Origin of the sequence: Rhizobium sophoriradicis (assembly GCF_025200795.1) — a bacterium.
Taxonomy (GTDB): domain Bacteria; phylum Pseudomonadota; class Alphaproteobacteria; order Rhizobiales; family Rhizobiaceae; genus Rhizobium; species Rhizobium sophoriradicis.
The window spans coordinates 307,390-327,279 of record NZ_CP104152.1 but is presented as its reverse complement, the minus strand read 5'-3'; the positions used below and the strand labels follow the sequence as shown (position 1 = coordinate 327,279).

General features: G+C 60.6%; 21 protein-coding genes. All 21 read right to left on the bottom strand.

All coding sequences use genetic code 11. The annotated features are described in order from the left end of the window. Window positions 1-68: 68 nt before the first annotated feature. Complete coding sequence (locus N2597_RS01640; protein WP_183597502.1) at window positions 69-1,829, bottom strand: GumC domain-containing protein; 1,761 nt, start codon at window positions 1,827-1,829, stop codon at window positions 69-71. Between the two features lie 183 nt (window positions 1,830-2,012). After that, window positions 2,013-2,852, bottom strand: a complete 840-nt coding sequence (locus tag N2597_RS01635) for a WecB/TagA/CpsF family glycosyltransferase (protein WP_009994323.1) — start codon at window positions 2,850-2,852, stop codon at window positions 2,013-2,015. 291 nt (window positions 2,853-3,143) lie between these two features. After that, on the bottom strand, window positions 3,144-3,683 hold the full coding sequence (locus N2597_RS01630) for a hypothetical protein (protein WP_096763662.1): 540 nt from the start codon (window positions 3,681-3,683) through the stop codon (window positions 3,144-3,146). Further along, the gene (locus N2597_RS01625) at window positions 3,683-4,048 is read right to left on the bottom strand and encodes a hypothetical protein (RefSeq protein WP_003545575.1); all 366 of its coding nucleotides are present in this window, start codon (window positions 4,046-4,048) and stop codon (window positions 3,683-3,685) included. Before N2597_RS01625 ends, N2597_RS01630 begins: the two co-directional genes overlap by 1 nt. A 124-nt stretch (window positions 4,049-4,172) precedes the next feature. After that, window positions 4,173-4,736: a rod-binding protein gene (locus N2597_RS01620; protein WP_086155929.1), complete on the bottom strand. Its 564-nt coding sequence runs from the start codon at window positions 4,734-4,736 to the stop codon at window positions 4,173-4,175. 31 nt (window positions 4,737-4,767) lie between these two features. After that, window positions 4,768-5,181 (bottom strand): hypothetical protein, encoded by a 414-nt coding sequence (locus N2597_RS01615; RefSeq protein ID WP_009996114.1) that lies wholly within the window; start codon window positions 5,179-5,181, stop codon window positions 4,768-4,770. A gap of 7 nt (window positions 5,182-5,188) precedes the next feature. Continuing rightward, window positions 5,189-5,941, bottom strand: a complete 753-nt coding sequence (locus N2597_RS01610) for a flagellar biosynthetic protein FliR (protein ID WP_096763661.1) — start codon at window positions 5,939-5,941, stop codon at window positions 5,189-5,191. After that, on the bottom strand, window positions 5,938-8,025 hold the full coding sequence (flhA, locus tag N2597_RS01605) for a flagellar biosynthesis protein FlhA (RefSeq protein WP_038686924.1): 2,088 nt from the start codon (window positions 8,023-8,025) through the stop codon (window positions 5,938-5,940). The genes N2597_RS01610 and flhA overlap by 4 nt, the downstream gene beginning before the upstream one ends. A gap of 88 nt (window positions 8,026-8,113) precedes the next feature. Continuing rightward, the gene (gene fliQ / locus N2597_RS01600) at window positions 8,114-8,380 is read right to left on the bottom strand and encodes a flagellar biosynthesis protein FliQ (RefSeq protein WP_009992823.1); all 267 of its coding nucleotides are present in this window, start codon (window positions 8,378-8,380) and stop codon (window positions 8,114-8,116) included. Window positions 8,381-8,468: 88 nt separating this feature from the next. Then, window positions 8,469-8,918 carry a flagellar hook assembly protein FlgD gene (gene flgD / locus N2597_RS01595; RefSeq protein ID WP_039617925.1) on the bottom strand — a complete coding sequence of 150 codons (450 nt, stop codon included), beginning with the start codon at window positions 8,916-8,918 and terminating at the stop codon, window positions 8,469-8,471. Continuing rightward, a complete protein-coding gene (flbT, locus tag N2597_RS01590) occupies window positions 8,909-9,358 on the bottom strand; it encodes a flagellar biosynthesis repressor FlbT (protein ID WP_009994670.1) in 450 nt (149 codons plus the stop codon). Before flbT ends, flgD begins: the two co-directional genes overlap by 10 nt. After that, complete coding sequence (gene flaF, locus N2597_RS01585) at window positions 9,355-9,702, bottom strand: flagellar biosynthesis regulator FlaF (protein WP_009994672.1); 348 nt, start codon at window positions 9,700-9,702, stop codon at window positions 9,355-9,357. Before flaF ends, flbT begins: the two co-directional genes overlap by 4 nt. A 36-nt stretch (window positions 9,703-9,738) precedes the next feature. Further along, window positions 9,739-10,791, bottom strand: a complete 1,053-nt coding sequence (locus tag N2597_RS01580) for a flagellar hook-associated family protein (protein WP_039617924.1) — start codon at window positions 10,789-10,791, stop codon at window positions 9,739-9,741. A gap of 3 nt (window positions 10,792-10,794) precedes the next feature. Next, complete coding sequence (gene flgK, locus N2597_RS01575) at window positions 10,795-12,282, bottom strand: flagellar hook-associated protein FlgK (protein WP_106796800.1); 1,488 nt, start codon at window positions 12,280-12,282, stop codon at window positions 10,795-10,797. Between the two features lie 19 nt (window positions 12,283-12,301). Further along, window positions 12,302-13,606 (bottom strand): flagellar hook protein FlgE, encoded by a 1,305-nt coding sequence (locus N2597_RS01570; RefSeq protein WP_096763659.1) that lies wholly within the window; start codon window positions 13,604-13,606, stop codon window positions 12,302-12,304. A gap of 125 nt (window positions 13,607-13,731) precedes the next feature. Further along, window positions 13,732-14,403, bottom strand: coding sequence for a transcriptional activator Rem (rem, locus tag N2597_RS01565; RefSeq protein WP_009993745.1), 672 nt, complete (start codon window positions 14,401-14,403; stop codon window positions 13,732-13,734). Window positions 14,404-14,683: 280 nt separating this feature from the next. Beyond that, window positions 14,684-15,247 (bottom strand): lytic transglycosylase domain-containing protein, encoded by a 564-nt coding sequence (locus tag N2597_RS01560; protein ID WP_038686916.1) that lies wholly within the window; start codon window positions 15,245-15,247, stop codon window positions 14,684-14,686. After that, window positions 15,189-16,628, bottom strand: a complete 1,440-nt coding sequence (fliK, locus tag N2597_RS01555) for a flagellar hook-length control protein FliK (protein WP_183597504.1) — start codon at window positions 16,626-16,628, stop codon at window positions 15,189-15,191. The genes N2597_RS01560 and fliK overlap by 59 nt, the downstream gene beginning before the upstream one ends. After that, a complete protein-coding gene (gene motC / locus N2597_RS01550; RefSeq protein ID WP_183597506.1) occupies window positions 16,625-17,920 on the bottom strand; it encodes a chemotaxis protein MotC in 1,296 nt (431 codons plus the stop codon). Before motC ends, fliK begins: the two co-directional genes overlap by 4 nt. A 10-nt stretch (window positions 17,921-17,930) precedes the next feature. Beyond that, window positions 17,931-19,250, bottom strand: a complete 1,320-nt coding sequence (locus N2597_RS01545; protein WP_096768797.1) for a MotB family protein — start codon at window positions 19,248-19,250, stop codon at window positions 17,931-17,933. After that, window positions 19,247-19,876 carry a hypothetical protein gene (locus N2597_RS01540; protein WP_096768798.1) on the bottom strand — a complete coding sequence of 210 codons (630 nt, stop codon included), beginning with the start codon at window positions 19,874-19,876 and terminating at the stop codon, window positions 19,247-19,249. Before N2597_RS01540 ends, N2597_RS01545 begins: the two co-directional genes overlap by 4 nt. Window positions 19,877-19,890: the final 14 nt, after the last annotated feature.

Sequence of the window (19,890 nt, the reverse complement as noted above, 5' to 3'; positions counted from 1 at the left end):
TGCCCGCTAACGCCCTATCCTGTCGGAAAGCGGCAAGGCAATATCAAACTTGCAAGGAAATGTCGGGTTCAGCGCAGCGGCTGCCGTGCTTCCATCACGTGAAGTCGAAGCCGGTCGCGCAGGCCGGAGATCTCGGAGCGCAGCTCCTCCATCTCGTCGGCCGCCGCCAGGGCCGGCGCGGGCGCCGGCGGAGAGGCGAGCGAAGGCGGCGCCGGCATTTCCTCGCTTGCGGAAGCCGCGGCGGATTTGCGCCAGAACAGCAGAAGGGCCAGCCCAAGACCGAGCGCAAGGCCTGTCGCGGCCCCGGCCAGCACGCGGCCGATCAGACCATTCGTTCCCGGCACCGCCGCCGCAAGCGGCGGTTTCAGGACGGTCAAATGGCCATCATCGCTTCCCGGTGTCGGCGCCGCTTCTTCCAGGCGCGAGCGCGCGGCATTCGCCTTTTCGCGCAGCTCGGTCAGCCGGGACAGATCGACGCCGGTGTCCCGGCTCTGGGCAATCAGCGTGTTGCGGCGATCGTTCAGGTCCTTGCGCGCATCGACCGCAGCCTTGGCGGCGGCATTGGCGAGCTGGGCCAGACGAGCAAGCTCCTTGCCCATGTTCTCCTTCAGTCCATCCGTTTCGGCCTGCTGCTGCAGCAGACGCGGATGGCGCGGGCCAAGCTCGGCCGAAAGCTGCGCCAGCGTCGTCCTGGCGACGGCATATTTGTCGCGCCAATCCTGCAGCGCCGGCGAGAGCATATCGGAAGGGAGCGAACCATCCAGCACGCCGGCGAGTTTTGCCGCCTTCAGCCGGTCGGCCTGCGCCTTGGCGGCAATGATATTCTGGTCGGCCTGCTTCAGATCGGCATCGAGCTCGTCGATCTGGCGGCGAAGGTCGATCGCCACCTTGACGTTGCCCTCGCCGCTTTTGGCCGTGAAGGCGGCAAGCTCTGCCTTCGCCTCGTCATAGGCCTTGCGCAGCGCGGTGTCGGTTTCGGCGCTCCGGCCGGGACCGCTCACTGCGGACACCGCTTCGCCAAGCTGGGCTGCGATACGCATGGATTTGGCGCTGTCGCCGGTTGTCACCCTGACGAGGATCGTACCGGCGGCGGCATCGGGCACGATCTCGACCGCATGTTTCAGCGCCGTCTCGGCACGCGAGGCCGGATCGGCGGCAGCACCGGTGCCCGAGAGCAGATCGAGCGCAACGCCGAGCGCATTGGGATTGGAGCCGGCAAATTCCGGGTCGTGATCGAGTTTCAGAGCAGCGACCGTCGATGCCATCACCCGCGCCGACAGCAGGCCTTTGGCGGCAGCCTGGGTGAAGGCAGCGCGGCTTGCCGCATCCGTCTTTACCGAAAGTGTCGTCTCGGCGCGGTAGAGGGCGGGCGAGACCGGCATCAACGCCGGCAGGCCCGCGCCGAGGATCGTGGCGGCGACGACCGTCATGACAAGGCCGAAGCGGCCGGCGCGGCGGCGCGGCGCTGCAGGCTGGAATCCGGTGAGTTCCTCACTGATCGCGGCAAGCGGCGCGGGCGGGAGTGCGGCCCCTTCGGCCGCAGCGATGGGCTCCTCATGGCCGGCCGGCTCCGGCGCAAGAGGACGGCCGATGTCGTTGGCAGCCCGAAGGCGGTTGCCGAGAATGGTTTCGATGCGATCGACCAGCGGCTCTGGACGCGCCGCCATTGCGCGCTGCTCTTCCAGCGCGCGGCCGATCGCGCGCAGCAATTCGGCCTCGGGCAGCGCGATATCGGCCCCCTTCGACCGCCGGCGATAGGGGACGTCAAAGGTGCGCGGCCCCGCGGTTGCGCGATCCTGGAAGCTGTTTCTCGCCCTGATATCGTACATTTGCGCCACATCTCATGCACATGATGGCCGAGTTCAATCATCCGCATGCGATGCAGATGATTAAGCTACTCTAAATATTCATGGCAAAGAAATGGTTAACCGCGACTGGCAAAAATTGCGGCCCGACGTCTCAGATTTGAACCGATGACGTCTTCACAGGTCCGGGAACCGAGCCGGGCCTGTTCAACTCGCCTTCCTGCGATCCACAATCGGCTGCGAGACGCTGCGCTGCTCTTCCGGCTGGCTGAGAATTCTTTCGCGGCGGCGGAAGCGGTAGCGCAGGACGTGGAAAAGGAAAACCGGAATGCCGATGATGTAGCGCCGCCAGAGGCGCGCAGGCTCCTGTATCAGCCGATAGGCCCATTCGAGACGCATCATCCGCACCGTCTTCGGCGCTCGCGGAACGGCTCCGGATACGAAGTCGAAGAGCGCGCCTACCGTCAACACCAGCCGCGCATGGTCGGCGCGAATGTTGTCGTGGACCCATTTCTCCTGCAGCGGCGTCCCCATGCCGACGATCAGAATGTCGAGCTTCTGGCGCTCGATCTCCTGGGTGACATCAGTGGAGTCGACCTTGTCGAAAAAACCATCGGAAATGACGATAAATTCATGCCAGGGTGTGTGCCTGCGGAAATTTTCTGCCGCTGCTTCGACGACCGAAGGCGCGCCGCCGATCAGGCCGATACGGCGCGGAGCCTCCATGAAGGTCAGGAAGGCCGGCACGAAATCGGTGCCGTTCAGATTGGCGGGAAACGGCGAGCCATGGGCAATCTGCGATGCGATGTTGAGGCCGATGCCATCCGGCAGCACCAGATTGTGCGACATGATCCGGTAGTATTCGTCGTCGCGCAACGCCGTCAGCATATTATGGGCGTTGACGAAGCAAACCACGGTCTGGCCGACGGGAATGGAAGCCAGCTCGTTGATAAAAACGAGGGCATCGTCCCAGCCGAGATCGCAGACCGGCAGATCGAAGATCGTCCGCCGCGACGCGAGCACCGCGAAGTTTGCAATCAAATTCATTCCTACCTCCTGCCGAGGGTGCGTCATGCGCCCGAAATCCCGGAAACCAAGCCCATTTTTCCGCACCCCGGAGGTCTCGAAAGGACCGGTCGCGTCATGCATGGACGGCGTCGCCCCGATCACGGAAAACGGCGCATACCAAGCTGTGACAGCTGATATAACAGGAGGCTTTCAAACAACCCTTAGGAAAATTCCTTGGATTTTGATGCTCTCATAAGTAGTTTATTAACCACATCGGGCCCAACGACAAACGGCGCCCGAAGGCGCCGTTCATGCATCTGATCTGGGATATTAATGGGCAGCCGGGGCCGGGCCATCCTCAGCCGGGGCGGCTTCGATGATCTTGACCGGAGTGCCGAGCTTCTTCGGCTCGCCGGCCGCGTTTTGCTTGACCTCTTCCTTGGAGAGATAATCGAGCTGCTCCAGCATCACTTCGGCGACATATTCGCCGCCGAGGCGCTCGTTCATGCCCTTCTTGATCTCCTCGCGGAAGGCATTCGGGTCGAAGGACTTGATATGAGCGAGATCGACCATCTTGTTGCCGACGAGCAGGCTGAAAAGTTGGTCCGTCGTCATCTCGGTCAGCGGCAAGGTCACGCCCTTCAGCATGTCCTTGTTCATCATGAAGGAAACGCGGCCGAGGAAATAACCGGTGATCGCACCGTCGCCGATGACGGGCACCGTAATCGTTTCACCCTTCACCAGTTCGAGCGCGCTCTGCTTGGAATCCGTTGCAGCGGGTACTGGCGCCGTCGCCATGTACACCGAAAAGTAAACCGAGGCCAAGGTGATGGCGCAAACCCAGATACCGGTGAGGACGAGCTTGATCATCAGTTCCCACGCGCGGCGAATTGTTCCTGGGAATAGGTGCCGTCGGCGTCGGCGTCCTGAACGGCATTCTTCAGGAGGTCGGCGACAGCGCGAACCGCTTCGAGATGCGCTTCGACTCGTCTCGCGTTGAGCACCAGCTTCTTCTTCAGGCCGTGCAGTTGATCGAGATGGGCAGCGGCAAGCTCGGCCGGATCGGTATCGCGGAAAAGCATCGACAGCTCGTAGAGGCAGCGGCTCTTATGCGCATTGGAGACCTTGAGATCGAACTGCGGGTCGTTGCCGATCCGGGTATTCTCATTGTCGATGATCATTTCGAGGCGTCCGAGGACGGATTTGATCCTGTATTCGTTCGAAATTATTTCCATTGTACCCTCGATTATGCGTCGCTTAGAGCATGATGCCGAAAAGTGTGCGCGGTTTTCGGACGACATCATCCTCTAACTATTTGATTTAGAACAGGATTCAGATTTCAGGCTAACGGGCCTAAAATCATCCTGTTCTATCGGCCTTGGCGTCCGCCGTCGGCGTGCCAAAGGTCTTGCGCTGGAAGTCGTCGATCATGCTAAGCGCGGTGTTGCGGTCACGATCATCGGTCGAAGCATTGACGATCTTGCCTTCCTGCCGGCGCAACTGTTCGCTGTACATCTGCTTGGCAATGCCGATGCCGTCGCCCTTGGCCATGGTGTTGCCGAGCTGCTCGGCCATCATGCCCTTCCAGATATCGCCGGTCGCGCCCTTGCCGTAGACGTCTTCACTTTCGCTCGGCAGCATCGACTTGACGAAGTTCTGCAGCACCATGGCCTCGAACTTCCGGTAGCTTTCCGGAACCTCCTCGGCCTTGGTGCGGTTCTGGATGTTGGCGAGGCCGCTCTTCTGGCCGATATGATCGAGAACGTCGACCGTATTGGAGAAGCCCTTGCCGTTCTCGGCGAGGCTCGTTGCGGCAAAGGCCGCGCGATTTGCCTTCAATTTTTCCTGGGCCGCCTGAACCTCCATTGGGTCGGCGGCTTTGACAACGTCCAGGACCAGATCACTGGGGGGCGAAATAGCCACGTTACAATCCTCTAAATTAAGATCGTAACGATTATGGTTTTTGAAGCTTGCTGGAGGCTGGCGTTGCGAATTGCTGGTCGATGACATCGTAGACGGCATTGTCGTCGGCCTCGCGGCGCTCGACATCGAGGGCCTCTTTCATGCCCTCTTCCAGGCGATCGGCCTTGGCGCGTTCGCGCGTCAGCCGCATCTCGTGGATCTGCTGCATGCCGGTCAGCTGCTGATCCTTGATCGTCAGCCTGCCGAATCGGTCGGCATAATTCTGCGAGAAGGCGTGGTGAACCGGGTCCATCGAACCGAGAGCAACGATGACATCGTCCATCGCCGCATTGACCTCGATGCGCTGACGGCTGGTTTCGGCCAGGTCGTTCTCCGCCATCCTCTCGATATGCCGCTGCACCGACAGCAGACGCTTGAGTTTTTGAGAGCGGCTCTTCTCGATCATATCAGCCTCATCGTCCGATATAGATCGAACTGAAGGCCTGACCGAACTGGCTGACCAGCGCCGCGACCGAGACATAAAACAGGAAGAGCCCGCCCATCAGCAGATAGGGCGTGGAAATGAAATAGACCGGGATCTGCGGCGCCAGCTTGTTGATGAAGCCGATCGAGACGTTGAAGATCATGCCGTAGATCAGAAAGGGGCTGGACAGCCGCAGCATGATGTAGGTGGTCTGCTCCAGCGTGTCGGTGAAGGAGATCAGCGTCGCGCGCATCTGCGTCAATCCGCCGAAGGGCATGGTCGTGTAGGAATCGATCAGCGCTCGGAAGACGATGTGATGGAAATCCATGATGAAGAGAATCATGATGCCGGCAAAGGTGATGAAGGCGGAAAGGCTGGTCTCCGGCGAGTCTTCGATGACGTCGGCGGAGCCCGGCTGGGTATAACCGACCATCATGGCAATGATCGTCGCGGCGAACTGCATGCCGAGCGTATAGATTCTCGCCAGCATTCCATACATCACGCCAATCAGTGATTCGCTGAAAATCAGGCCGATATAGGTTCCGGCTCCCGTGTGGACAGCCGGATAAACCGTGTCCCAGAGCAGTGGCAAGACGGCGATCGACAGCGCGCCGGCAATGAAGACGCGCAGCTGCTCGGGCACGCGCGCCGAGGAAAATCCCGGAAGAGCCAGCACACAGCCGCCGATCCGGCAGAAAACCAGAAACAGCGCGAGAACGGTCCCTTGCGGGTCTGTTATCATGAAATCGAGCCCAAAATCTTTATCTCGATGCCCTTGGCCAGTTCGACATGCGACAGGACCGGCAGCGTGGCGAACAGCCGTTCGATGATCATGCGCACATAGGAGCGCGTTTCCGGCGAGGTGACAAGGGCGAATGGCAGGCCGCGATCCATGAACTCACGGATAACTTTGCTCGCCTGCTCGCTGAACTCTTCCAGGCTTCTCGGATCGATGTCGAACTCGATCACCTCGCCCTTGGCGTCGCGCTTCAGCGCCTGGTGGAAAGCGAGATCCCACTTGCTGCCCAGTCTCAGCACACGCAGCACGCCGTTGTCGGCTAGATCGCCGCAGAGCTGCTGGGCCATGCGGATGCGGACGTGCTCGACGATCTGCTCGGTCTTCCTGACATGCGGGGCAAGCTCGGCCACGGCTTCGAGAATGAGGTGCAGGTTGCGGATCGAGACGCGTTCGGCAAGCAGGAGCTTGAGCACCGCCTGCAGGCCGGAATAGGACATATGCGACGAGCAGATCTCGTCGGCGAGCTTCTTGTATTCCGGGTCGAGGCGATCGATCAGCACCTTGACGTCCTTATAGGACAGAAGCTGCGGCAGGTTGTTGCGAATGACCTCGCTCATATGGGTCAGCACGACGGAGACGTTGTCGATCGGCTGGAAGCCTTCGCGCTTCAGGTCGTCGGCGAAGTTTTCGAGAATCGAGACGGCCGGCATGCCGAAAGCGGGTTCGCGAATTTCGTCGCCGGGAATGCTCGGGCGGCGGCCGGCGCCGGTGACGACCAGGACTTCGCCGACGCGCAAGAGATTTGAAGCGACCGTCGTGCCGTGGATGCGAATCTGGTAGGACTTCTCGGCGATTGCGATATCGTCGGTGACCTTGATCTCGGGCACGACGAAACCGTATTGCGTGGCGAACTTCTTGCGCATCTTGCCGACGCGGAAAGCGAGCTCCTGGTGGGCGCCTAGCAAGCGTGTGGAGACCATCTTGCCGAGTGCGAGCTCGATTTCCGAGGTGCGCAGCACCGACTTCACCGAATCCTTTTCCAGTTCCTTGTTCTGGACGACCTTCTTTTCCTCCTGCTCGCGGCGAAGCTTGTTTTCAACCTCGACCTGACGCGGGATGAACCAGGCGCCGAAGGCGAGAAGACTACCGAGGATCACGAAGGGGACAAACGGCAGGCCCGGCATCAGCGCCAGGACGAACATCAGCACCGCCGAGACCGAGAGCGCACGGGGATAGCCGCTCAGCTGGTTGACGACCGCCTGGTCGGTAGAGCCGGTGGTGCCGCCGCGCGAGACGAGCAGGCCGGCCGCGAGCGAGACGATGAGGGCCGGCATCTGCGAGACGAGGCCGTCGCCGACGGAGAGCTTGACGAAGACGTCAGCGGCTTCGCCGATCGGCATGCCATGGCGGAAATAACCGATGATGATGCCGCCGAAGACGTTGATGGCGGTGATGATGAGGCCGGCGACGGCATCGCCGCGCACGAATTTCGAGGCACCGTCCATCGCACCGAAGAAGGAGCTTTCCTCTTCGAGCTCTCTGCGCCGGCGCTGGGCTTCCCTTTCATCGATGATGCCGGCCGAAAGATCGGCGTCGATCGACATCTGCTTGCCGGGGATGGCATCGAGCGTGAAGCGTGCGCCGACTTCGGCGATACGCGTCGCGCCCTTGGTGATGACGATGAAGTTGATGGTGATGAGGATCAGGAAGACGATCAGACCGATGACGAAGTCGCCGGACATCACCAGGCTTGCGAAACCAGCAATGACGCCGCCGGCCGCGTCGTGGCCTTCATTGCCGTGGGACAGGATGACGCGCGTCGTGGCGATGTTCAGCGCCAGCCGCGTCATCGTCGCGATCAGCAGAATGGTCGGGAAGGACGAGAAATCAAGCGGCTTCTGGATCCACAGCGCGACCATCAGGATCAGCACCGAGAAGGCGATCGAGAAGGCCAGCCCCATGTCGATCAGGAATGGCGGGATCGGCAGGAAGAGAATGCAGATGATGCCGATAATGCCCAGGGCAAAACCGACATCGCGCAGGCTCGGGGCGACTTTCGGAAGGGGGAGTGCAGGTGGTTGCGCCATAACAGATCCGTCTCTTCATGAGAGGAAGCGGACTCGGTCCGCCCAATTCGGACCGACAGTTAAATGGCGAAGCTTGCGCGAAGGTGGCTCAGAAGCCTGACTGGATGCGCGAGAAGACCAGATTGGTGAAAATCGAGATCTGCGAGCCAACGAAGGGTGCTGTGACCCCGACGGTGATCAGCACTGCGACGATCTTCGGCACGAAGGTCAGCGTCGCTTCCTGCACCTGCGTCAATGCCTGGATCAGGGCAATGACCAAACCCACCACCATCGCGGCGATAACGGCGGGACCGGCGGCAATCAGGACGGTCCAGATCGCGGCCTGGAACAGATCCAATGCATCAGCTTCATTCATCTGAAGGCAACCTCATATCGCCTCGAAGCAGCCCGCCATGGCCGGGCCACTGTTGATTTGTATCACCCGACGCGTCGGCGCCGCGGTATCAGGTATCGCTGCTGTCGCTGGTCGTGGTCGTCGTGGTCGGCGCCTTGTCAGCAACGGTGATTCCCGCCTGTACGAGTATCTTACCGCCATCCGTGGTCGTCGCAATGATGCCGTCGGAATAAACCTTGACGGATTCGACGGTGCCTTTGACGGTGCCGTCGGCGCTTTCCATGTATTTGCCGACGTAGCTGCTCGCCTGGGTGAGGCTCGAGCTTGACAGAAGCGTATCGAGCTTGGTGTTCGTCTGGATCGTCTGCTCGACCTGCGAGAAGCTTGCCAGCTGCGACATCTGCTCGCTGGCATCCATCGGATCGGTCGGATCCTGGTTCTTCATCTGCGCGATGAGCAGCTGCAGGAAATTGTCGTAATTCAGCGTCGCTTTTTTCTGGGCCGAACTCGTCGAGCTGGTCGTCGAAGTGCTCACACTCGATGTTGCATCTACCGCCATGGTGCGATCTCCCTGCGAATCTGCTCGACCATCGTCGGCGGCATTTCGTGGTTGTTCATAATATTGTCTTCGATCGCATAGAGACCGCGGATTGCCTTCAACGCATCGAAGGCGCGGCCGGTCGAGACGAGCGCATCGACGCGCTTCAGTTCGGCGAGGATCTCTTCATTCTTGAAGCAGGTGAGCAGCATGGTGATCGACTTGCGGAACATCGCCGTCGACTGGTCCTTGCCCTCGGGGTTGATGAGGATCATCTGCGCGATGAAGTAGAGCTGGCGCAGGGGCGTCGTCGCACCTTCCGGCTGGAGGACGTGATTTTCGAGAAGGAACGTCACATCGTTCAGGAATTCCAGCGCGACCTTGCGGTCGACACGTAGGACGGCGCCGTTGATGAAGATTCTTTCTCCGGCTTTCAGAGAAATGCGTAGTGTACTTTTCATTTAAGTCCATCCCTGATGATGGTGGTAACGTCGATGATGCCCTGGTAGTTATTAGACAGACGTTTTCTGATCCTGTCGCATTCCTTCAAAATCCAGATTGCGATCGAGATGAGATTGGCCCTGAGCTGAACATCCAGCTGGTTATCAGGATGCTTCAGATCCTCGATGAAGCTGATCCACACCCGACGCGTATAAAACAGGGCTTCAATGGCTTCCCGACCGTATTTTTCCTTGTCGCGCGCCAACGCCAGCAGTTCTATGGACCGGTCAAGAACCTGCCATTCCCGCTCTTTCGCGTCGGCCACCGAGTCCTGCATGACTTCGGCATACGAGAACTGATACATTCATGCATCCTTCTTTATAATGCGCGCCTTTGCTCATCAAAGGTAGTTTACGAGACTCAACTGCTGGATCTTCGAAACGATCGTGTAAGCGGTTTCAAGCTGTGTTTCCAAAGTCTTGACGAGGGTCGAGGCTTCGTACGGATCGACGCCCTGGAGATCGACCAGCTTGTTCTTGATGATGTTCGACTGGGCGTCGAGAGCGTCGTTGGACTTCTTGACACGCTCCTGGGAAAGACCGAGCTGGCTTGCCTGCGTCACCAGCCCACTGGTCGCCTTGGCCGTGTAGCTGATTGCCTGCTTGGAGACAGTCGTCATTGCATCCGTGCTGAGGTTCTGGCCGAGCAGCGCGGAGGTCATGACCGAGGCGAGCGCAAAATAACGCATGCCTTCGGAATTGGCGTTGGTCGAGGATTCGATCACTTCCGAGTTGCTGATGCGGCTCGTCATGTTCTGGCTCGATGCCTGCGACCATCCGGTCGCCGCATTGGTCCAATTGGCCTGGCTGAACATCGGCTCGACCGTCGTCGTGATGAAGGTCTGCATTTCGGCGCCGGTGAGATCGCTGACGGCCTTAGGTGGGACAAGAGCAGCGGCATAGCTGTTCAGCGCCGTGACGATGGCCGCACTCGTGGCGGTCGTCTTGTCGGTCAGCGGCTGCACGTCGGTATTGATGCCGGAGAACAGATATTCGCCGTTCACCATGGTATTGGCCGTGTCCATCATGGTGGAGAGCGCGCTGGTTGCCGACTGGATGGCGACGGTGATGCTGCCGGGGTCCTTGCTGCCCTGGAGTGCCGTCAGCTTCGAAACGAGGCCGTCGCCGACGTCCTTCATCTTGGACAGGCCGAGCTGCGAGGATTCCATGCGGGCGCTGACAAGCGAATTGCTTGCTTTGATCGAGTCGATCCTGTCGGTCTCGCGGGTGAAGTCGACGCTTCTGGCAGCATTGCCGCCGAGCGAGACACCGATATCCGCATAGACTCCCGTCGTTGCTTCCATCGTCGCCTTCGTCATCTGGTTCTGCGCCTGACGGATCGTCAAGCGCATCGCATTCTGAATGGCGGTACTTGAAATAAATGAGCTCTTCATGGCTTAACTCGCGATATCCAGCAATGACTTCAACATTTCGTCTACAGCGTTAAGGATTTTGGTCGCCGCTTTGTAGGACTGTTCGATATCGAGAAGCAGCGTCAGTTCCTCGTCGAGGTTGACGCCGGTTTCGTTGGAATAGGCTTCGTTGGAGCGCGACAGGGCCGCCGAGGTGTTTTCCGCAGCCGTCGTGGCGTTGCTGCGATACTGCTCGAGCCAGCCAAGGGAATTCGTAGCGTATTCCATGATGCTGACATTCGAATCAATGCCCGTCGTCGCGTCGAAACCGACCGGCGCTCCGGCCGCCGGATCGAAATCGATGTCGGCGCTCATCGCGGTATAAAGACGGTCGAGTTCAGCCGTGTAACCGCTGACGCCTGACGTGTTCAGGACGGCGCCGGAGGCGTTGACGCCGCCATCGCGCAGGCGCATCGGGTCGCCGCCCTGCGAGGTGATCACCCGGCTGCTGACACTGATGGTCGAGGCCATGCCGGCAACTGCGGTGGCGCCGGTATCGACCGTGCCGCCGCTCCAGGTGAAAAGGCCGGGCACATAGGCCGGGGGCGCAGCGGTATTCTGCTCCTTGAAGAGCGAGACAAGGCCGCGGGCGATTTCGTCGAGCTGCTTCTGGAAGTTCGGGGCGATCTCGTCGCGGATCTGGAGAAGCGACTGGAGGCTCCCCTGCCCCGTCGTGGTCGAACCCTTGCCGAGCGGCAGCGCAACGCCGTCGATATAGACCGAATTGCCGACAATGGAGGCGGTATAGACATCCTGGGACTTGAAAGTCACCTTGCGCGGGACCGTCTCGAAGAGGATCGTCCCGTCAGGCGTGCTCAACACCATGTCGTTGTTGTCGCGCGTCGTCGCGCTGACGCCGACGATCTCAGAAATCTGCTTCAGGACCTTCTCGCGCTCATCGAGGGCGCCGGATGCGTCCGTGCCGGAGGCAGTGGCAGTCTTGACCGCATTGTTGGCCTTTTCGAACTGGCTGAGCAGCGTGTTCAGCTTATCGACCGCGGTGGCGATTTCCTTATCGGCGTTGGCGCGAACATCCTGGACGGATTGCGAGGCATTGTTCAGCGAGTTGGCGACGTCCTGGGCGGCAGTAATGGCGCCCTGGGCAGCGACCGTGCTGCCAGGCGTGGTGCGGAAGGCCTGAAGTTTTTCCTGGAAAACGCCGAGATAGGTGGATGGCGACGTTTCGTAGTCGTTGCCACCCATGATCGATTTGAGGTCCTCGAGACCGCCCAGCAAAGTCTGCTGGGCGCTGTCCTGAGAGGACGTCTTGAGGTACTGGCGCAGCAGGGCGTCTTCCTGTGCCCGGTTGATCTGCACAACCTGAGCGCCGTTCAGGGACGTGGTAAGCATTGCCTGCCGGCGCACGTAATCCTTGTTTCCGGCATTGGAGATATTGTTCGATACGACACTGCTCTGCGTGCCGGTATTGTTGAATATGCTCTGCGCGGTATTAAGTGCGGACGTGAGCGACATGGCTTATCCGTTACCTTACTTATCTCTTGAGGTTGACGAGTACGTCCATGATGTCGGAACCCGTCTGGAACACTTTCGAATTGGCGGTATAGCTGCGCTGCGATTCGATCATCTCGGTCAGTTCGCCGGCGAGGTCGACGTTGGAACCTTCGAGAGCGCCTGACTTGATCGTGCCGAGGCCGTTGGTCTGCGGGAAGCCGGTGACGGTGACGCCCGACTGGCCGTTGGCGCTGTAGACGTTGCCGCTCATCAGCGTCAGCTTGTCCGGGCTTGCGACATTGGCCAGCGGGATACGATAGAGCGGCTTGGTGCTGCCGTCCTCGTACTTGGCGTAGACGATGCCGTCGCCGTCGATGGTCACGTCCTTGACGGGGCTTGCAGCCTGGCCATTGGGAGTGCCGGTGCCGGCAAAGTCGGCGCCGAGCTGAGTGAAACCGGAGAGATCCATATTAATCGTCAGACCGGTTACAGGATCGGTGATCGGAATTGCGCCGGACGAAATCATTTTGCCGTTTGCGTCGAAGGTTAGTGAGCCGTTACCAACATCACCGACGGCGGTAGAGTAAGGAAACGACGTCGTTCCGCCAACCGCCGCATCGGCATTGCGATAGATCGAGACTTCCCAGGTGCTGGCAACACCGGGAGGTGCCGGCGGCGGAGTGACGACTGCGGTCTTGGTGAAGTAAAAGTCATACATCACCTTGTTGCCCAGGCGGTCGTAGGCGACCATCGAAAACTTCTTGGTATCGGCTGTCGTCGTGGCCAGGTTGGCGCTAGGCAGCGTCGCAGGAGCGACCGGAGCCACCTTGGCATTCGAATCGAGGTTGCCTTTGAAGACACCAGATGTCGAAGCGATGGCGGTCAGGCCTTCCTGGTTGACATTGACGGGAACGAGGCCATCGAAACCGTTGACGACGACGGCGGGAGCGCCGGAATCGTAGGAATAGCCCATCAGCTGGAAACCGGCGGCGTTGACGAGATTGCCTTCGTCATCCTTCTGGAAATCGCCGGCGCGAGTCAGCACCGGTGTGCCGTCGGGGCCTTGGACGATGAAGAAGCCGTCGCCGGAAATCGCAAGGTCGGTGGTGGAGGTGGTGTAGGAGATGTCGCCCTGATCGGAGACAGCCTGGCGGACCGAGGTCTGCACGCCACCGGAATTGTAGTTGCCGCCCGAGGAGGGCAGGACCAGCGACGAGAAGCTCGTCGAAACGGCCTTGTAACCGGTGGTGTTCACGTTGGCGATGTTGTCGGCGACGGTGCTGAGGCGGTTCGCCTGCGCGTTCATCCCCGATACTGCCGTCTTCATGCTGCCGAAAATGCTCATCTGAAAACCTCGTTTTACCTGTTAAGCTCAAGAGTATTTGGCGGGCCTTGCGTGAAGCTGTCTGTTATGCGGACAGCGAGGCCAAATATTCAACTTCAGTCGGCAGTTTCCGTCCGGCTAAAAAATCAAGCCCAATCAATGCAGTAACCAAGGAAGCGCTTGGAATCGACTGGATCGACGCCGAGCTTCTTGCGCAGCTTCTTGCGCAGCTTCGAGATGTGGCTTTCGACGACATTCTCCTCGACCTCTTCGTCGAAGATGCCGTAGATGGCGTTGAAGATTTGGGTCTTGGTGACCCGGCGACCGCGATTGGCGATCAAATATTCGAGGATGCGGCGCTCGCGCCGGGGCAGCGCGAAGACTTCGCCGTTGATCTCGGGGTCACGACCATCCGAGAAGACGCGGATGCCGCCGATATCGGTGTAATTGGCGATCGCCTTCAGCCGGCGCCGGATCGCAGCCGCCCTGGCGAGGATTTCGCGCGGATGCACCGGCTTGCGCACGACGTCGTCGACGCCGCAATCGAAAAGCGCCAGCGTGTTTTCCAGCGAGGGCTGGTCGCTGACGGCGATCACCGGCGCCATCGATCGATCCCGGATCGCCCTCGGCAGCTCCAGGCTGCGCTGGCCTTGACCGATCAGGAAGGCCTCGACGGCCGCAATATCCGAATCGGCGGCGGTCTGAACCCAGTCGCCAAATTCCGATGGATCAAAACCGGTAGAGGGAATGCCCTCCCGGCCAAACAGAGATGTATATCCGTCTTTCACGAGCTCACGCTCATCAACCACTACGATCATTCGTCCGCCTCCGAATCAGTGTGGCACTCCGATGATCTATGGGTACGAATCGCACGAATCGGCGACAACTCGTTAAAGTTAATGGCAGAAACTAATAATTGATTAAGATCCGCATGGCGATTTGGTCTATATCTAGTGGCAGATCGGAATTATGCACACAAAAATTTCGTGGAAAAGTTAACGACCCGTTAATTATGGCTTGCGCATGCAATTCGTGCCGGAATCCTGCCATATTATGACACATTTCCGTCACAATGCGTGTCTTCTATCTATGGTTGATTTAATTCCGGCAAAAGTTACTCGCATTAGGAGTCCATTTGCCATAGCCAGTGGCCACCAGATTGGCGATGACGCGGCAGACATATTGCTTCTGCGCGGGGTCGTTGTTCGGTCCCGCATGGTATCTTGCTACCGCCATCGTCCAGGTCTCGTGACGGTCATGCAGGTTGCGAAGAAACCTCGCCGCATATTCGACGTTGCGGTGCGGATCGAACATATCCTCCGCGGAAGCGAAATTCTCGCTGTGATAATAGTGGTTGATCTGCATGCATCCGATGTCGATGAGCTTGGCGCCGCTCCTGCGGGCGACATCGAACTGCCTCATCGCGTCCTGCTCGGATGGCGGGAAGATCGCCTTGCCTTCGACGTTCATGGCATAGGGATAGAGCGAGCCCTTGCGGCCGGTCTCTGTCAGACCGACCGAATAGAGGATGCCTTCCGGGATGCCGTATTTGGCGGCAGCCGACTGGATTTCGCGTTCGCAGGCGCCGGTAGAGGCGGACGCCTCAGAGGTAAACGCCGCCAGCGCCGCTGCTGCGAGCCCCGCCAGCAGAAACGTCTTCAATACCGGTCTCGCCTGCGCCATTGAAGCCTCCATCCGTCTGCTGGCCCGTCTGATTGTAGCGCTCGCGCGCCGCCCCGCCCTGCCCTTGCTGGGCGAGCGACTGCTGCTGGGAGGCCTGCCCCTGGCCGCTGGCCTGGTTGCCGGCGTCGGTACGCTCGACGGGGGACATGCTGATGGTGATGTTGTCGACCGCATAGCCCTGGCTGCGCAGCGCTTCCAGGATCTTGCCGTGATCTTCCTTCAGCTGCCGATAGGCTGCGCCGGTATCGACCTTGAGGTCGACGTTCAGGGCGTCGCCGGACAGCCGCATGGTCGCCGTCACCAGGCCAAGATCAATCGGGTTCATCTGGATCTTCAGCGTGTTGACCACCTTGCCGGTGCTCGTCCATTCAGCCGCGTTGGAGAGGGCCGAACTCGGCTCCATGGCTCGCGCCCATTCGGAATCGCCGGAAAGGGCTGCGGTGACGGCGGCGGAATTGGTATTCTGCGCCAGGCCGATATAGCGGCGCGATTCGAGGACCGAGACGTTTTCGACATCGGCCTTCTTCGCGCCGTCCTTCGGTCCAGCCTGATCCGCACCGATGTGAACATCCATCGATAGGCCACGCCCGTCGGCGCGGCTGAGCCGGAAGGTTCTGCCGTCAGCGGCTTCGGCGTTCTCCGCACCCGGAACCCCGATCTCATCCGCCTTGACGTCTTCGACATTGCCGCTGACGGCGGCCAGGGCGTCGGATGCGTGGCCGCTCGTTTTGGCGTCAGCCGCGGTCTTCTTGTCGACAGGCCCGGCCTCGCCGGCCTTGGCGGCGGCCAGATGCGCCGCGGCTGCGGCCGGCAAGACGACCGTCTCGGCGGCGGGCTCCTGCTTCAGCAGGCCGAGTACATCGGAAATGCCGCCGTCATCATCCTCGCTGTCGGCATCCGCATCCGCTTTCGAGAGGTCGCTCTTGACGTGCTTGACGCCCTTGGCCACCTGCCCAGCCTCGTCGGCGGACGGATCCTTGGCATCGAGCTTGCCGAGATCGGCCGGCAATTTGCGCTGATCCTTTGCAGGCTTTACGACTGTCTTTTCGCCATTGGCGATCGCTTCTGGCTGCACCTCGGCCTGCGCCTTCAGGGCGGCGTCACTCAGATCGATCAACGGTTTGGCGCGGCTGCGGATCGTCCGCGCCACCTTTGCCGCGTCGCCATCGGCAACCGCGCCCTGGTCCGGCTGCGCATCGTCGGGTGCCTCGTTGGCGGCGCTGCCGCTCGCCTTGGCGAGCACATCGGAGAAGTCGCCCTTCTGACCGGCGGCGTCACCCTTTCCAGCCGTTTTGGCGGATTTCGCTGCCGCAGCCGCCTCCGCACCAGAGGCTCCGCCCGAGACGCTCAAATCCATCATTGTTCGTTGCCTTCCTGCGCCAGAAGACCATCGATCTCGTCGAGCTTGGATCGGCTGGTCGTCACAAATGCGTTGAATGAGGGGTCGGTATCCTGGCTCTGGCCAGCCGATGCCACACCTCCCGGAACAGGCTCGGGATGCGCGCCTGGCGCTCCCGGTTGCATGGCGATTGCCGCAGCCTTGTCAGAAGTGATTTCTTGACGAGAAGTATTAGGGTCGGATGCTTGCGTCAGGCTTGCCGGGTCCGGCGCGCGCAGGATCTGCTCGGCGACGGATCGCGCCGCCGCCTGCAGCGCCTGATCCCGCGGCGACAGCGCTTTGCCGTCGATGCCGCTGACATTCTTCGCCGCCTGATCGATATCCTGCGTGGGAAGGCCGGCCATGCCTCCATAAAAATCGGCGAGCGGGCCGAAGGCATTGTCGGTGCCTGCGCCAAGCGACTGCACGCGTTCGACCGCCATGCGCGCCAGCTCCGGCTTGCCCGATATCGCTGCAGCACGGGCGATGCGCAGATAGACCTCACGCTGGCGCGGCGCATCCATGAAGGACAGGATGTCGACGACATCCTGCGGTTTCACGTCGCGATCATGGGCGACGACGAGCTTGACGAAAAGATCGGCAAACTGGCTGGCATAGGGCGAGTGCAGGAAGCGGCGGGCATAGCGCTGCGAGTAGGCTAGCCCCTGGTCGAGCATTCCCTTGTCGACGCAGATGGCGACGGAACGGCGCAGGGCCGCCTCCTCGACGATCGTGCCCGGCGCGGCAAGACGCGCCTGGTCGTAGAGTTCCAGCGCATCTGCCGGCTTCGTGGCGACCAGCACATTGCCGCCGATCAGCGCCAGGTAAGGACCGATCTTCTTGTCGCGATATTCCCTGGCGGTTTCCTCCAGCGTCTTGGCGACAAGGAGCCCTTTGCCGCTCAGATATTTGCGCAGCACCTCGGTGACGCGGTTGTCGAAATAGCCGTTGACGTCATGGGCAATCAGATAATCGAGTGTCTGGGGATTGCCGCCGCTCATCGTATAGATCAGCGCAGCATCGACATTGCGGTCGTCGTCATAGATCGACGTATCGGCCGTGCGCAGCCGCTCGTCGATCGTACCCAGCATGAAGCGCTGCATCTCGCCGGCCGAATGATCGCCGGCGACGACGGAATCCTGCACGAACTGCAGCGACCGCAGCATCTTGTACGGCGAGAGATCGTCCGGATCCTGCGCATGGCCTGCGGCCGGCGAAAGCATCGCCAGCCCAAGGGCCATAAATCCGAAGTAGCGATGCTGCCGACGCGCCATCCGAATATCCTTAATCCGCCTGCACCAGGATCTCGATCCGGCGATTGGCCGCGTTGAACGGGTCGGCAGGCAACTTCAACCGACGATCGGCGAAGCCGGAGACCTGCGAGATGCGCTTCTCGTCCAGCCCGCCGCGCACGAGCATGTAGTAGGCACTCTGGGCGCGGTCCATCGACAGCCGCCAGTTCTCGTTCTGCGCGCCCTTGTACTGACGCCCGTCGGTGTGGCCACGGATGGCGACGGCGCCGCCCCTCCCCTTCAGAATGGTACCGATCCTTTCCATGGCGAGCACCATCTCCTGGCGCGGAACCGCGGAACCGATATTGAACATCGAGTCGTCGTTCTGGTCGGAGATGCTGACCAGCAGGCCGCCTTCGGCCGCCGTCACCGTCAGGCCTTCGGCAAGTTTGCCGGCAACGCCGCCGATCTGTTGGGCGATCTGCTGCTGAAGCGCATCCGCTTCCTTCTTCTGCTGTTCGGTCTCGGCCGCGCTCTTGTCGGCATCCTTCTGATGATCGGCGTCCTTCTGAGCTTCCGCCTTCTTCTCGTCAGGCACCTTGCCGTCCGCCTTGGCCTCCTTGGTCTCGGCGGCGCCCTTGGTGTCCTTGCTCTCCTTGGCGTCTTTGGCGGGCTGCTGGTCGGTCGCCAGAGGCACCGGCTTCATATCCTCAGCCTTGGCGACCTCGGTTGTCTCGCTCTCGGCCGCCTGCTGCTCGCTCTTGCCGGGCGGCAGCGTTTTTCCGGCCGTTGTCACTTCGACCTGCTTCGTCCAGAAATCCGGATCGAAGGGATCGCGATAGGCTTCGCCGCCATCGGCGCCGGTCGCCGGGCCGGAATCGGCCGCGCCGCCATCGCCCTTGGCGCTGACATTGGCCTGCTGACCAACTTCCTGTGCGATCTCAGCAAGAACCGAATAAGGATTTTCGAAGAAGTCTGCTTCGGAATAATTGGTCTGGTCGCCTGAAGTCGACGTCTGGTCGTCACCGTCCGCGGCGGACTTGCCCTCGGTCGGATTGTCTTCCTTCTGTTTGGACTTTTCGTTCTTCTCCTCGCCCTCGGCATGGTCGACAGGCTTCTTCAGGCCCTTCTCCGTCGGCTTTTCGTCGGCGAGCTTGATCGGATTGAAGTAGGTCGCAACGGCGGCCTTGGTTTCCTCGTTGGCGGCGTTGACCAGCCACATGACCAGGAAGAACGCCATCATTGCCGTCATGAAATCGGCATAGGCAATTTTCCACGCACCGCCATGGGCACCATCGTGATCACCGCCGCCATGCCGCTTAACGATGATGATCTCGTTCCTGCCGTGGTGATGGTTTTCGCCTTCGCTCATTCGAGAACTTTCTTCAAGCTGGCCGCCCAGGCGGACATACGGGTGACGATGACGGAGTCATCGATTTCGACGGCAAGATCGATATCGTCGCTCTCCAAGTGGCGAACCGCCGTGGCCTGTTCGCCGAGCTCGGCCTTCAATATGTCGAAGAGCCGGGTCGGCCCCCTGACGACGATCGGCCCGGCCGCGCCCTCGAGAATGGCGTCGCGCAGCAATGCGGCGAGGTTTTCGGCGGCCTTGGCCGCAAGCGCTTCCGTCATGACGGGCGCAATGGCCGCAGCCGCGCCGGCACTGACCAGTTGCGCAACCTCTTCGGCGATATCACGGACGCGCGAGGCGATGACCGCGGCCGCCTCGACTTCATAGCGGAGCTTCAGTTCTTCGAGCTCGCGCGCATGAGCCTCGGCCAGAGCGCGCGCTTCGCTTTCATATTTCTCGGTCAAATCAGCGGTCGCCGCGGCATGGCCTTGCGCATAGGCATCGCGACGCTCCGCCTCGACGTCGACCGGCGGCTCGCTCGGCGTCTCGGCAAAAACATCGCCGGGGAAATCGTCGATGTCGATGATCGGCGCTGACGGTTTCGGTTCGCCGAAATCCTTCAAATACCGAGAAAGCGAAATGCTCATAGAAACCATCCAGC

Excerpts from the sequence above, each read along its gene's own strand:
- N2597_RS01570 (WP_096763659.1), bottom strand. The coding sequence starts at position 13,606 with ATGAGCATTTTCGGCAGCATGAAGACGGCAGTATCGGGGATGAACGCG.
- N2597_RS01615 (WP_009996114.1), bottom strand. The coding sequence starts at position 5,181 with ATGATCGAGAAGAGCCGCTCTCAAAAACTCAAGCGTCTGCTGTCGGTG.
- N2597_RS01610 (WP_096763661.1), bottom strand. The coding sequence starts at position 5,941 with ATGATAACAGACCCGCAAGGGACCGTTCTCGCGCTGTTTCTGGTTTTC.
- rem (WP_009993745.1), bottom strand. The coding sequence starts at position 14,403 with ATGATCGTAGTGGTTGATGAGCGTGAGCTCGTGAAAGACGGATATACA.
- N2597_RS01625 (WP_003545575.1), bottom strand. The coding sequence starts at position 4,048 with ATGGAAATAATTTCGAACGAATACAGGATCAAATCCGTCCTCGGACGC.
- flaF (WP_009994672.1), bottom strand. The coding sequence starts at position 9,702 with ATGTATCAGTTCTCGTATGCCGAAGTCATGCAGGACTCGGTGGCCGAC.
- fliQ (WP_009992823.1), bottom strand. The coding sequence starts at position 8,380 with ATGAATGAAGCTGATGCATTGGATCTGTTCCAGGCCGCGATCTGGACC.
- motC (WP_183597506.1), bottom strand. The coding sequence starts at position 17,920 with ATGGCGCGTCGGCAGCATCGCTACTTCGGATTTATGGCCCTTGGGCTG.
- N2597_RS01545 (WP_096768797.1), bottom strand. The coding sequence starts at position 19,250 with ATGAGCGAAGGCGAAAACCATCACCACGGCAGGAACGAGATCATCATC.
- flhA (WP_038686924.1), bottom strand. The coding sequence starts at position 8,025 with ATGGCGCAACCACCTGCACTCCCCCTTCCGAAAGTCGCCCCGAGCCTG.
- N2597_RS01635 (WP_009994323.1), bottom strand. The coding sequence starts at position 2,852 with ATGAATTTGATTGCAAACTTCGCGGTGCTCGCGTCGCGGCGGACGATC.
- flbT (WP_009994670.1), bottom strand. The coding sequence starts at position 9,358 with ATGAAAAGTACACTACGCATTTCTCTGAAAGCCGGAGAAAGAATCTTC.
- N2597_RS01540 (WP_096768798.1), bottom strand. The coding sequence starts at position 19,876 with ATGAGCATTTCGCTTTCTCGGTATTTGAAGGATTTCGGCGAACCGAAA.
- N2597_RS01640 (WP_183597502.1), bottom strand. The coding sequence starts at position 1,829 with ATGTACGATATCAGGGCGAGAAACAGCTTCCAGGATCGCGCAACCGCG.
- flgD (WP_039617925.1), bottom strand. The coding sequence starts at position 8,918 with ATGGCGGTAGATGCAACATCGAGTGTGAGCACTTCGACGACCAGCTCG.
- flgK (WP_106796800.1), bottom strand. The coding sequence starts at position 12,282 with ATGTCGCTCACGTCCGCACTTAATACCGCGCAGAGCATATTCAACAAT.
- fliK (WP_183597504.1), bottom strand. The coding sequence starts at position 16,628 with ATGATGGATTTGAGCGTCTCGGGCGGAGCCTCTGGTGCGGAGGCGGCT.
- N2597_RS01580 (WP_039617924.1), bottom strand. The coding sequence starts at position 10,791 with ATGAAGAGCTCATTTATTTCAAGTACCGCCATTCAGAATGCGATGCGC.
- N2597_RS01630 (WP_096763662.1), bottom strand. The coding sequence starts at position 3,683 with ATGATCAAGCTCGTCCTCACCGGTATCTGGGTTTGCGCCATCACCTTG.